The organism is Streptomyces sp. GDS52, assembly GCF_052246875.1.
GTDB classification, from domain to species: Bacteria; Actinomycetota; Actinomycetes; order Streptomycetales; family Streptomycetaceae; genus Streptomyces; species Streptomyces cathayae.
The window spans coordinates 5824212-5836430 of record NZ_CM125966.1 but is presented as its reverse complement, the minus strand read 5'-3'; the positions used below and the strand labels follow the sequence as shown (position 1 = coordinate 5836430).

At 71.9% G+C, this 12219-nt stretch carries 10 protein-coding genes; 4 read left to right on the top strand and 6 right to left on the bottom strand.

From position 1 onward, the window contains the following. Window positions 1-73: 73 nt before the first annotated feature. On the bottom strand, window positions 74-505 hold the full coding sequence (locus ACTWJ9_RS26615) for an NfeD family protein (protein WP_279336805.1): 432 nt from the start codon (window positions 503-505) through the stop codon (window positions 74-76). Between the two features lie 105 nt (window positions 506-610). Continuing rightward, complete coding sequence (locus tag ACTWJ9_RS26610; protein ID WP_279336804.1) at window positions 611-1408, bottom strand: ABC transporter ATP-binding protein; 798 nt, start codon at window positions 1406-1408, stop codon at window positions 611-613. Window positions 1409-1560: 152 nt separating this feature from the next. On the opposite strand from ACTWJ9_RS26610, the gene ACTWJ9_RS26605 reads away from it, so the two are divergent. After that, complete coding sequence (locus tag ACTWJ9_RS26605) at window positions 1561-2349, top strand: hypothetical protein (protein WP_443294855.1); 789 nt, start codon at window positions 1561-1563, stop codon at window positions 2347-2349. Window positions 2350-2443: 94 nt separating this feature from the next. Here ACTWJ9_RS26605 and ACTWJ9_RS26600 read toward each other — a convergent pair whose 3' ends face one another. The 3 genes from ACTWJ9_RS26600 to ACTWJ9_RS26590 all read right to left on the bottom strand — a co-directional run bounded on the left by ACTWJ9_RS26600 (window position 2444) and on the right by ACTWJ9_RS26590 (window position 4707). Continuing rightward, the gene (locus ACTWJ9_RS26600) at window positions 2444-2689 is read right to left on the bottom strand and encodes a chaplin (RefSeq protein ID WP_279336802.1); all 246 of its coding nucleotides are present in this window, start codon (window positions 2687-2689) and stop codon (window positions 2444-2446) included. Between the two features lie 196 nt (window positions 2690-2885). Next, window positions 2886-3527, bottom strand: coding sequence for a response regulator transcription factor (locus tag ACTWJ9_RS26595; RefSeq protein ID WP_279336801.1), 642 nt, complete (start codon window positions 3525-3527; stop codon window positions 2886-2888). Further along, on the bottom strand, window positions 3520-4707 hold the full coding sequence (locus tag ACTWJ9_RS26590; RefSeq protein WP_279336800.1) for a GAF domain-containing sensor histidine kinase: 1188 nt from the start codon (window positions 4705-4707) through the stop codon (window positions 3520-3522). Before ACTWJ9_RS26590 ends, ACTWJ9_RS26595 begins: the two co-directional genes overlap by 8 nt. A gap of 472 nt (window positions 4708-5179) precedes the next feature. Here ACTWJ9_RS26590 and ACTWJ9_RS26585 point away from each other — a divergent pair, with 472 nt between their 5' ends. After that, entirely contained in the window at window positions 5180-5917 is a 738-nt protein-coding gene (locus ACTWJ9_RS26585; RefSeq protein WP_387040135.1) for a transglycosylase SLT domain-containing protein, read from the top strand. A gap of 131 nt (window positions 5918-6048) precedes the next feature. Here the strand turns inward: ACTWJ9_RS26585 and ACTWJ9_RS26580 are convergent, their stop codons facing one another. Further along, window positions 6049-8610: an FHA domain-containing protein gene (locus tag ACTWJ9_RS26580; RefSeq protein WP_443294854.1), complete on the bottom strand. Its 2562-nt coding sequence runs from the start codon at window positions 8608-8610 to the stop codon at window positions 6049-6051. Window positions 8611-8852: 242 nt separating this feature from the next. Here ACTWJ9_RS26580 and ACTWJ9_RS26575 point away from each other — a divergent pair, with 242 nt between their 5' ends. Beyond that, a complete protein-coding gene (locus tag ACTWJ9_RS26575; protein WP_443294853.1) occupies window positions 8853-10871 on the top strand; it encodes a streptophobe family protein in 2019 nt (672 codons plus the stop codon). A gap of 119 nt (window positions 10872-10990) precedes the next feature. Further along, on the top strand, window positions 10991-12199 hold the full coding sequence (gene serB, locus ACTWJ9_RS26570) for a phosphoserine phosphatase SerB (protein WP_279336797.1): 1209 nt from the start codon (window positions 10991-10993) through the stop codon (window positions 12197-12199). The last annotated feature ends 20 nt before the right edge of the window (window positions 12200-12219 follow it).

Below are 12219 nucleotides of genomic sequence, written 5' to 3'. Positions count from 1 at the left end.
GTCTGACAGAACGTCGTGCAACTCGGTGGCCGTTCGGCTCAGTTGTTGTCCTGTGTGAGCCGGTCGTGCGGGATCACATGACGATCGCCGTGGCTCCCTCGATCTCCACGACGTCCACTTCCTGGCCCGCTTCGTAGACGCGGGCCGCGTCGAGGGAGCGTGCCGACCAGATCTCGCCGGCCAGCTTGATCCGGCCGCCGGAGCCGTCGACCCGTTCCAGCACGACGGCCTGCTTGCCCTTCAGGGCGTCGACGCCGCTGGCGAGATGGGGTCGTTGTACGCGTTGTCTTTTCGCGATGGGGCGTACGACGGCGATGAGGGCGGTCGAGACGACGGCGAAGACCACGACCTGGGCCACGGCGCCGCCGCCGAGCATTCCGGAGACCATCGCCGCGGCGACGGCGCCCACCGCGAGCATGCCGAGTTCGGGCATCGCGGTGATCACCAGCGCGATGCCGAGTACCGCCGCGCCGATCAGCCACCACAGCCACGCATCGATGTCCACAGGGGCATGGTAGGACCGCGGACCCGGTCACCGACAGGGCGCCGGGGCATTCCAAAGGGTCTTGCGGGCCCGGTTTCTGAGTGGACGGAATCCCCCCGGCCGGGTTCAGGCCATCGGGAGGCCCTGTGCGGTCCAGCGGTCGCCGACCTGCTCCACGACGAGCGGGAGGCCGAAGCAGAGGGAGAGGTTGCGGGAGGTGAGTTCGAGCTCCAGCGGGCCGGCGGCCAGGATCTGGCCCTGGCGGATCATCAGGACGTGGGTGAAGCCGGGGGCGATCTCCTCGACGTGGTGCGTGACCATGATCATGGAGGGGGCGATCGGGTCGCGGGCGAGGCGGCCGAGACGGCGTACGAGGTCCTCACGGCCGCCCAGGTCGAGGCCGGCGGCGGGCTCGTCGAGGAGCAGCAGTTCGGGGTCGGTCATCAGCGCGCGGGCGATGAGGGTGCGCTTGCGCTCGCCCTCGGAGAGGGTGCCGAACCTGCGGTCGACGAATTCGGACATGCCGAGGCGGTCGAGGAAGGCGCGGGCGCGCTGTTCGTCGATGTCCTCGTACTCCTCCTGCCAGCCGGCGGTCATCCCGTAGGCGGCGGTCAGCACGGTCTGCAGGACCGTCTGGTTCTTGGGGAGCTTGTCGGCCATGCCATTGCCGGCGATGCCGATGCGCGGGCGCAGTTCGAAGACGTCGATGCCGGGGGCGCCGAGGGTCTCGCCGAGGATGGTGGCGGTGCCCTTGCTCGGGAACAGGTAACTGGAGGCGATATTCAGCAGGGTGGTCTTCCCGGCGCCGTTGGGACCGAGGATGACCCAGCGCTCGCCCTCCTTCACCGACCAGGAGACCTGGTCCACCAGAGCCCGGCCCTCGCGGACCACGGATACGTCCTGAAGCTCCAGAACATCGCTCATGAGCGCGTTGTCTCCCCTTGCAGTGTGGCCGGGTTCTCGGCTCTGTCGTACGCCTGTGGTCGGTCCGCCGCGCCCGTGGGCGCGGCCCTCCATGAAATCTACGCCACCGGTCGGCCCGGACATCCCCTCGGTCCTGTCCTTAGGGTGGAGGCATGCTCTCGGAACCACGTTCAGGACGCCTCGCCTCTTGGGGAAATGCCCTCATTGCCGGTCTTGTCTCGCCGGACGACGCCGTGCTCGCCATCGTCGGTGAGGACGCGGTGCACCGGGTGGAGGGGGTGCCGGGCGAGTCCGCGCCGGTGGGTCTCACGCTGGCGCTGGGGCGGCTGCGGACGCTCGGGGTGACCGGGCTGCGGGTCGCGCTGCCCATGCCGGGGCATCCACTGGGGCTGAGCGGGCCGCCGGAGTTCAACGCGCGGGCGCTGGAGGCCGGGGAGGCGGTGGTCGGTCACGGGGCCGCCTTCGGGCTGGTGCCGCAGGTGCGGGAGGCCGGGCCCGCGGGTGATCTGCATGTGGAGGTCGTCTGGCACTGCCTGGCGGTGCGGGAGGCGCCGCCCGCCGACGTGCCCTCGCTCGGCGAGGCGGAGCGGGAACTGGCGGAGTCGCTCAGGGAGGCGACCGAGGTGCTGACGCGGCTGGACGTGGCCGGCTCGGGTCCGGTGGCCGAGGCGGCGATCGACGCGTACCGGGCCCGGGCGGAGCCGGGCCGTGAGGTGCTGGCGCCGGGATATCCGCCGCGAGCGGTGCGGGTGCTGGAGCTGGCGCGGCGGGTGGGGACGCTGGTCTCGCTGGCCGGTGCGAACGGGCACGGGGGCGCGGTGAGCGCGTCGGAGATGGCGGCGCGCGGGGAGGCCCTGCGGCCGGTGGAGCGAACGGCCCGGCGGGCGCAGGTCGCGGCGTACAACTCCGTGGTCGAGGAACGGGAGCGGGGGGTCCGGTGAGTCCCGGTCCCCCGCGGTGACCGGTGTGGGCAGGCCGAGCGGCCTCCCGGGTGGGGCCGGGAGGCCGGGGGCGTCACCGGTGGGCTGACGGGCGTCAGCCGTTGACGGCCACGTTGCCGAAGGCGGGGTTCAGCAGGCCGATCACGTTGACGCTGTTGCCGGACACGTTGACCGGGACGTCGACCGGGACCTGGATGACGTTGCCCGAGACGACGCCCGGGGAGCCCGCGGCCGTGCCGCCGGCGTACGCGCCGTCGGTGGCGGAGGCCATGCCCGTACCGGCGGCGAGCAGACCGCCGGCCATCATCGTCACGGCCGCTGCCTTCTTCAGGTTCTTCACTTTCCGAGCCCTCCTCGCGGTCACCGCGGCAGGCGCCGCGGTACGCACTGGAGAACGGCGGAAGGCCGAAGAAGGATGCGCCATCCGGGGGACATTCCCACTACGGTATGAATCTCGCACCGGAGGGGAACCATCCGCCCGGCCCGGTACGTCACGGGCCGGCCTCCCCCGGCTCACCGCTCACCTGCTCGGGTGCTCAGCCGCTCAGGCCGTGGCGCACCGCCCACAGGGCGGCCTGAGTACGGTCCGCCAGGTCGAGCTTCATCAGGATGTTCGAGACATGCGTCTTCACGGTCTTCTCGGAGAGGACCAGGGCGCGGGCGATCTCCCGGTTGGAGCGGCCGTCCGCTATGAGGCCGAGCACCTCGCGCTCCCGCTCCGTGAGCGAGCCGGCCCGGCCCTGGCCGGAGTGGGTCTCCTCCTGGGCCAGCAGGGCGCCGGCGACCTCGGCCTGGAGCAGGACGTGTCCGGCGTGCACCGAGCGGATGGCTCCGGCGAGCGCGTCGGGGTCGATGTCCTTGTACACGTATCCGGCGGCGCCCGCGCGCAGGGCCGGGACCACGGTGCGCTGCTCGGTGAAGCTGGTGACGACCAGCACGCGCGCGGGATGGTCCAGTTCGCGGAGCCTGCGCAGGGCCGCCACGCCGTCCATGCCCGGCATCCTGACGTCCATCAGGATCACGTCGGGCCGCAGCTCCCCGGCGAGGGCGACTCCTTCGGCGCCGTCCGCCGCCTCGCCGACGACCTCGATGTCGTCCTGCACCTCCAGAAAGGTGCGCAGCCCCCGGCGGACCACCTGGTGGTCGTCGACGAGCAGCACCCTGATCGCGTCAGCCACCGGGGACCTCCATCTCGATCGTGGTGCCCTCGCCGGGCGCCGATTCCACGGTCAGGCTGCCGCCGACCCCGCTCGCCCGGTCCCGCATGGAGACCAGGCCGAGATGGCGTCCGGCACTGCGGATGATCTGCGGGTCGAACCCCTTGCCGTCGTCGGTGACCCGCAGCACGGCGCCACTGCCGCGGCGGCCCAGGGTGACGTGGACACGGTCCGCCCCCGAGTGCCGCAGGGCGTTGTGCAGCGCCTCCTGGGCGACGCGCAGCACGGCCTCCTCCTGCGCGGCGGGCAGGGCGCGCGCACCGTGCCCGGCGAAGGTCACCCGCGCGGTGTGGGCGCGGTCGAGGACCTGGATCTGGGTACGGAGGGTGGGGACGAGGCCGTCCTCGTCGAGGGCCGCGGGGCGCAGCTCGACGACCGCGGCGCGCAGTTCGTCGGCGGCCTCGGCCGCCAGGGCGGCCACCTGCTGGAGTTCCCCCTTGGCCCGGGCCGGGTCGCGGTCCACGAGGCGGGCGGCCGCCTGGGCGGTGAGGCGCAGGGAGAACAGCTTCTGGCTGACGGCGTCGTGCAGTTCGTGGGCGAGGCGGGAGCGTTCCTCGGCGATGGTCAGTTCGCGGCTGCGCTCGTAGAGCCGGGCGTTGGTGAGGGCGATCGCCGCGTGCTGGGCCAGGATGCCCAGGACGTCCTCGTCGTCCTGGGTGAACCCGCAGGTGCCCTCGGGTGCGGGACACGGGAGGCCGGAGGGGTTGTGGGGGTCTCCCTCCGCGGGGGTCCGTTTGTTGGCCAGGAACAGGGCGCCGATGACCTCGTCGCCGTCGCGGATGGGCAGGCCCAGGAAGTCGACCAGGTCGGGGTGGGCGCTGGGCCAGCCCTCGAAGCGGGGGTCCTTGCGTACGTCGGCGAGGCGCTGGGGCCCGTCCTCGCGGAGCATCGCGGCGAGGATGCCGTGCTGGCGCGGGAGGGGGCCTATGGCCTTCCACTGGTCGTCGCTGACGCCGTCGACCACGAACTGGGCGAAGCCGCCGTGGTCGTCGGGGACGCCGAGCGCGGCGTACTCCGCGTCGAGCAGTTCGCGGGCCGAGGCGACGATCGTCTTGAGGACGTCGCGCACCTCGAGGTGCCTGCTCATGGCCAGCAACGCGGTGCTCACCGCGGCGAGGCCGGACCGGGGGCCGTGGCTCATGTCCTCACGGTACCGGCGGGCACCGGCGGTACGGATCCGACCAGTGGCGGCGGCGACCTGGACCGGAGGTCCTAGGACCTCCGGTCCGTCCGGAGCGGCCCCGGGTCCTTTCGTGAGCCGGAACGGGACTCGCCACCCCCCTCACACAGGGACTTGCGCCAGCAACTCACGGTGAGGATGACGGTCGTCCGGTGTGAGGCCGGGCATAGGGTGCACATCACGTACGAAGGTGAATAGGAGGGCGATAGCGGACACGTGAGCGGCGAACACAATCCCTTCTGCCCTGTTTTGCTCCCCCCTGATCCACTACCCGGCTTCGTACGTCACACCTTTGCCCAGCCATTTTGCGGCCGCTAAGAATGGCTCTCGTCGCTCAGCGCCGTGGGTTCCGCCCGCGGCGTTCGTGCCGGAGAAAACCCCTGTCCCCCGGACGTCGAGCGACCTCCGCGCTATTCGAAGAGGTCCATCACCCATGTCGAAGAACTTCCTCGCCCGAGGTCACATTCGTGCTCTGAACCGTCGCCACAAGATCGCCGTCGCCGGTGTCGCCGCTCTCGGTGCCGCCGCCATCGTCTTCTCGGCCACGCCGAGCGACGCGTCGACGACCGTCACGAGCGAGGCAGCTCCCACCGCGCAGGTCGCCTACAGCACCGAGCCGATCAAGGACGTCAAGGGCACCGTCACCGACCAGCTCGCCGCCTCGGGCGTGAAGACCGAGCAGATCGCGGCGAAGAAGCAGGCCGCGGCCGACGCCGTCGCCGCGAAGCAGGCCGACGCGGCTGCCGCGGCCGCCGCGAAGGAGCAGGCCGTGAAGGAGCGCGAGGCCACGGAGGCCGCCAACCGCTCCGCTCAGCGGGCCGAGGCCGGCAAGGCCGCCCCGCAGACCTACGGCGACAACCTGGACGGCTGGATCCGCGAGTCCATGGACATCATGAAGAAGCACGGGATCCCGGGTTCGTACGAGGGCATCCACCGCAACATCATCCGGGAGTCCTCCGGCAACCCGGCGGCCATCAACCTCTGGGACATCAACGCCCAGAACGGCATCCCGTCCAAGGGGCTGCTGCAGGTGATCCCGCCGACGTTCGAGGCGTACCACGTCCCGGGCACGCCGAAGGACATCTACGACCCGGTCGCGAACATCACCGCCGCCTGCAACTACGCGGCCGACCGGTACGGCTCCATGGACAACGTCTACAGCGCGTACTGAGGTCGGCGCGGACCTCTTCACGCGGCCTGACGCGCCCGGATACGCCGAAGGGCGGCACCCTCCTGACGGGGTGCCGCCCTTCGGGGCGTACGGCGCGCGAGCGACCGTGCCGGTTGCCTGCGTCACTCGCGTTACTTGCGCATGACCTCGGGCTCGTGGCGGCGCAGGAAGCGGGCCACGAAGAAGCCGCAGATCACGCCGAGGGCGATGAGCGCGCCCATGTCCATGAGCCAGGCCCCCGCCGTGTGCTCCCACAGCGGGTCGGGGTCGCCCGCGGTCTCCGGCGGGCTGATCCGGTTGAAGTCCAGCGTGGCACCGGCGGCGGCGACCGCCCAGCGCGACGGCATCAGGAACGAGAACTGGTTGACGCCGATCGAGCCGTGCAGCGCGAACAGACAGCCGGTGAAGACGACCTGGACGATCGCGAACATCACCAGCAGCGGCATGGTCTTCTCGGCGGTCTTCACCAGCGAGGAGATGATCAGGCCGAACATCATCGAGGTGAAGCCGAGCGCCATGATCGGGATGGACAGCTCCAGCAGCGTGAAGCCGCCGAGCACCAGCCCCTCCTCGGGAAGCTCCCGGCTGGAGAAGCCGATGACGCCGACCATCAGGCCCTGCAGCACGGTGATCATGCCGAGCACGAACACCTTGGACATCAGGTACGCCGAGCGGGACAGGCCGGTCGCGCGCTCCCGCTCGTAGATGACCCGTTCCTTGATCAGCTCACGTACGGAGTTCGCGGCACCGGCGAAGCAGGCGCCGACCGCGAGGATCAGCAGGACCGTGGTCGCCGTGCCGTTCGGGATGATCCGGCCGGTCTGCGGGTCGGGCGGGTTCGGCAGCAGACCCCTGTCGGCGTCGATGAGCAGGCTGACCGCGCCGAGGACGGCCGGCAGGATCACCGTCAGGGCGAGGAACCCCTTGTCGGAGACGATCACCGAGATGTAGCGGCGCACCAGTGTGGTGAACTGCGACATCCAGCTCTGCGGCTTCGGCGGCTTCATCGCCTGCATCGCCGGGACCTGTACGGACTGCGGCGCGACCGCGTCGATGTCCGCCGCGTACATCTGGTAGTGCTGCGAGCCCTTCCAGCGGCCCGCCCAGTCGTAGTCGCGGTAGTTCTCGAAGGCGGAGAAGACGTCGGCCCAGGTGTCGTAGCCGAAGAAGTTCAGCGCCTCCTCGGGCGGACCGAAGTAGGCGACCGATCCCCCGGGCGCCATCACCAGGAGCTTGTCGCAGATCGCCAGCTCGGCCACCGAGTGGGTGACGACGAGGACGGTGCGCCCGTCGTCGGCGAGCCCGCGCAGCAGCTGCATGACATCGCGGTCCATGCCCGGGTCGAGACCCGAGGTCGGCTCGTCGAGGAAGATCAGCGACGGCTTGGTGAGCAGTTCCAGCGCCACCGAGACCCGCTTGCGCTGGCCGCCGGAGAGCGACGTGACCTTCTTGTCCTTGTGGATGTCCAGCTTCAGCTCGCCCAGCACCTCGTCGATGCGGGCGTTGCGCTCGGCGGCCGTGGTGTCGGCCGGGAAGCGGAGCTTGGCCGCGTACCCGAGGGCCTTCTTGACGGTCAGCTCCTTGTGCAGGATGTCGTCCTGCGGGACCAGACCGATGCGCTGGCGCAGTTCGGCGAACTGCTTGTAGAGGTTCCGGTTGTCGTAGAGGACCTCGCCCTGGTTTGCGGGCCGGTACCCGGTGAGCGCCTTGAGCAGGGTGGACTTGCCGGAGCCGGAGGGGCCGATGACCGCGATCAGCGACTTCTCCGGGACGCCGAAGGAGACGTCCTTGAGGATCTGCTTGCCGCCGTCGACCGTGACGGTGAGGTGGCGGGCCGAGAAGGACACCTCACCGGTGTCGACGAACTCCTCGAGCCGGTCGCCGACGATCCGGAACGTCGAGTGGCCGACGCCCACGATGTCGGCCGGGCTGAGCAGCTGCGTGCCGCCCTTGGCGATCGGCATACCGTTGACGTAGGTGCCGTTGTGCGAGCCCAGGTCGCGGATCTCCATGCGGCCGTCGGGCGTCGAGTGGAACTCGGCGTGGTTCCGGGAGACCTGCAGGTCGGAGACGACCAGGTCGTTCTCCAGGGCACGGCCGATGCGCATCACGCGGCCGAACGAGAACTGGTGGAACGTGGTCGGGCTGCGGTCGCCGTACACCGGCGGTGCCCCCGCCGCGCCACCGGGGCCCTGCTGCTGCGGTACGTACGGCGCGGACTGCTGCTGCGGCACCGACTGCTGCTGCGCCTGTGCCTGTTGCTGCTGCCAGCCGGCCTGCGCGGACTGCTGCTGATACATCTCCTGCTGCCCCTGCTGGACCCAGCCCGGGACCGCCCCCTGCACTCCCTGCGCCGCGTACGGCTGCTGCTGCGGCGAGGCGGCCTGGGCCCCGGCGCCGGACACACCGGACAGGGTCACTCGCGGCCCGTCGGTCGCGTTGCCCAGGTTCAGCGCCGTATCGGAGCCGATCTCCAGGTGACGGACCCGCTGCCCCTGCGCGAACGTGCCGTTGGTGCTGCCATGGTCCTCGACGACCCAATGATGGCCGTTGAAGCTGATCGTGACGTGTCGCCAGGACACCCTGGCGTCGTCCACCACGACATCCCCCTGCGGATCGCGTCCCAGGGTGTAGGACCTGGACGGATCGAGCGTCCAGGTCCGTCCGTTTGTTTCCAGTACGAGTTCCGGCACTCCATGCCCCACTGAGTTGTCCCCCGAATTTCCCCCGTCGCAGGGAGTCTAGGGATGTCGAACATCGGGGGGAACTATTTCAGGCTCGGCCGCCGAACCGGAAGCCGGGCCATGGGAAGGGGGCTCGCGGGCGCTTTCCGTGCTCCCGTCGACGGGGTTGAAACCGGGCCGGGGAGTGGTAATCCACCCGAGGGGGACATGCGCGGCCACCGTGTGCCGCGCCGCGGGTCGGGGGGTCTGCCATGAGCGCTGCCACGGGCGTCGGTACCGCGGGGCACGGCGCGCGCGTGCCGTGGGGGGATGTCGTGATGTCCGCGGTCACCGCGGTGAGCTGGGCGCTGATCGGGATGACGGGGACGGCGGCGCTCGGGCTGCGTCTGCTGGACGCGGACTCGGCGGGTTCGCTGGGGCCGATGACGGCCGCGGTGGTGGCGTCGGCGGCCGGCGGCTCGGTCACGCCGTCCGTCGAGGTGTCGGCGTTCGGGCTGTCGGGCGCGGAGGTGAGTACGGCCTTCGGGGTCACGCCGCTGGGGGTGAGCCTGGTGGGCGCGTTGCTGCTGTCGTCCTTCTTCCTGCGGTCGCTGCGGGCCGCGGGCGACGTTCTGCCCCTGGCCGAACTCGCCGCACGCGCCGGCGCGGTCGTGACGCTCTTCGTGGGGATGACGGGTGGCCTGGTGTGGGCGGGCCACGGCGTCGTCACCGTCGACGGGGCCGCGCTGGGTCCGGACGGATTGCCGGGAGCCGGCGGGGGGCACGGCGGGATCGAGATCCCGGGGCTGGGTGAGGTCGGGGGCCTGCTGCCGGAGCGGATCGGTGATCTCGTCGACGCGAAGGCCGTGGTCGGGTTCACCGTCGACACCGTGCCGACGCTGCTCGGTGGCCTGGGCTGGTCGGCCGGCGTCCTGGTCGTCGCGTTGCTGGCGTCCAGGCGTACTCCGCTGCCGCGCGGCTGGGGCGTCCTGCACCGCGCCGTACGGCCCGCGGTGTCCGCCCTCGTCGTGGTGGGCCTGGTGGCGGTGGCGGCGGGGTACGCGGCGGCGGGGTACGCGGCGATCGGCGACGACCATCCCCGGCGGATCGCGGGAGCGGTCCTGCTGGGGGCACCGAACGGGGTGGGGCTCGGCCTCCCGCTCGGCCTGTTCGTGCCGTGGGAGGGGCGGGCGACGGGGGCGCTGCTCGGCGTTCTGCCGCACCCCCTGGACGACCTGCTGCGGACGGACTCCGGCCGGCCGGTCACCCTGGCCCGGCTGGCCGGGTACGACGAGCGGGTGTGGCTGCTGGGGGTGGCGGCCGCGGTGACGATGCTGCTGGCCGGTGTGCTGGCGGCGGCGCGGACACCGCTGGGGAGGGCGGAGGGTGCCGGTGCGGCCGGTGGCGCACGGGAAGGGGGCGCCGCGGGTTTCGCCGGGCGGTGTGCGCTGCGGTTGGGGATCGCGACGGCGCCGGCTCTGCCGCTGCTGGTGTGGTCGGCGGAGGTGTCGGCGGACGCCTCGCTGTCCGTGCTCGGCTTCGACGCGTTCGGTACGGGTGTCGAGCTGCGCGGTCACCTCGCCGTGGCGCTGCTCCTGGGTGCCGTCTGGGGTGCGGGCGCGGGCGCGGCGGGGGCGCTGCTGGCATGGGCGAGCGGTGCCGCGGGGCGGCGGGCGGCGCCATGGGCGCGGGTCGCGGCCGGGGGCGGGGCGGTGGAAGACGCCGGGAGGCCGGGGCACGCCGAGGATGCCGCTGAGCCGGGGGGCGGCCCGGGAGTCGGGCCGCGACCGGCCGGGGCGGGCGTCGGACCGTACGCGCCGGGGGTGCCGTATCGGCCACCGGATCCGGGGACGAATCCGTATCTGGTGGTGCCCGAGGAGCTGCGGGGGCGGCCGGAAGCCCGGCCGGGTGGTGCGGGGCACCGGCCCGGCGCGTGGTCGGGGCACGCGCCCCCGCCGGAGCCCGAGGACACGCGACCGCCCGGTCCGCCGACGGCACTCGGTGACATCAGGCCGCCCGGCCGGCCCCCGAACGAGCCTCCCGGGGACGAGGGGGCAGAGGTACCGGACGACGGCGGCCTCTCCGGCGCTCCGACCGTGATCCGTCCCGTCTGGCCGTCGCCCCCGGCGCCGCTCCCGGAAAGGGCCCCACGCGGGCGGCCCGGGAGCGGGCGGTCCGGGCGTGGTGCCGGGCCGTCCGCGGGGAAGCGGCCGTCACTGTGGCCGGACGAGGGGCCTCCGCCTCCGCCGCCCCCTCCCCCGCCGCCACGTCGCCCCGGCGGGGGCCGGTGAGGCGGACGGCGGCCGAGGCGCGTAAGGTCCGAGACACCTCGGCGACGCCGAGAGTTCGCTGTCCGCCAGACGGACCTCGGGCGCGCAGGGCACTGCGTGCCCGATACGGTAAGAACACCATGAACGCATCGCAGACCTCGGACGTTCCCACACTCCTTGTCAAGATCTTCGGCAAGGACCGACCCGGTATCACCGCCGGTCTCCTCGACACCCTCGCCGCCTACTCCGTCGACGTGGTCGACATCGAGCAGGTCGTCACCCGTGGCCGAATCGTGCTGTGCGTGCTCGTGACCGAGCCGGCACAGGGCCTGGAGGGCAGCCTGCGGGTGACCGTCCACAACTGGGCCGAGTCGATGAAGATGCAGGCGGAGATCATCTCCGGCATCGGCGACAACCGTCCGCGCGGACTCGGCCGTTCCCTGGTCACCGTACTGGGCCATCCGCTCACCGCGGAGACGGCGGCGGCGATCGCCACGCGGATCACGAAGACCGGCGCCAACATCGACCGTGTCTTCCGGCTCGCCAAGTACCCGGTGACCGCGGTGGAGTTCGCGGTGTCCGGCGTGGAGACGGAGCCGCTGCGCACCGCCCTGGTGACCGACGCGTCGAAGCTCGGGGTCGATGTCGCCGTGGTCGCGGCCGGTCTGCACCGCCGGGCCCAGCGCCTGGTCGTCATGGATGTGGACTCCACCCTCATCCAGGACGAGGTGATCGAGCTCTTCGCCGCCCACGCCGGCTGCGAGGACCAGGTCGCCGAGGTGACCGAGGCGGCGATGCGCGGGGAACTGGACTTCGAGGAGTCGCTGCACGCGCGGGTGCGGCTGCTGGCGGGGCTGGACGCCTCCGTGGTGGACAAGGTGCGCAGCGAGGTGCGGCTGACACCGGGTGCCCGCACCCTGGTCCGCACGCTGAAGCGGCTCGGTTATCAGGTGGGCGTGGTCTCCGGGGGGTTCACCCAGGTCACGGACGATCTGAAGGAGCGGCTGGCGCTGGACTTCGCCCATGCCAACACCCTGGAGATCGTCGACGGAAAGCTGACCGGCCGGGTGACGGGCGAGATCGTGGACCGGCCGGGCAAGGCGCGGCTGCTGCGCCGGTTCGCGGCCGAGGCGGGCGTCCCGCTGTCGCAGACCGTGGCGATCGGCGACGGCGCGAATGACCTGGACATGCTCAACGCGGCGGGTCTCGGTGTCGCGTTCAACGCCAAGCCGGTGGTGCGCGAGGCGGCCCACACCGCGGTGAGCTTCCCCTTCCTGGACACGGTCCTGTATCTGCTGGGCATCACCCGCGAAGAGGTCGAGGCGGCGGACATCCTCGACCTGGACTGAGTCACGCGCGGACCTGCGGC

Coding starts and splice junctions, on each gene's coding strand:
- ACTWJ9_RS26610 (WP_279336804.1), bottom strand. CDS start 1,408: ATGAGCGATGTTCTGGAGCTTCAGGACGTATCCGTGGTCCGCGAGGGC.
- ACTWJ9_RS26605 (WP_443294855.1), top strand. CDS start 1,561: ATGCTCTCGGAACCACGTTCAGGACGCCTCGCCTCTTGGGGAAATGCC.
- ACTWJ9_RS26590 (WP_279336800.1), bottom strand. CDS start 4,707: ATGAGCCACGGCCCCCGGTCCGGCCTCGCCGCGGTGAGCACCGCGTTG.
- ACTWJ9_RS26585 (WP_387040135.1), top strand. CDS start 5,180: ATGTCGAAGAACTTCCTCGCCCGAGGTCACATTCGTGCTCTGAACCGT.
- ACTWJ9_RS26575 (WP_443294853.1), top strand. CDS start 8,853: ATGAGCGCTGCCACGGGCGTCGGTACCGCGGGGCACGGCGCGCGCGTG.
- serB (WP_279336797.1), top strand. CDS start 10,991: ATGAACGCATCGCAGACCTCGGACGTTCCCACACTCCTTGTCAAGATC.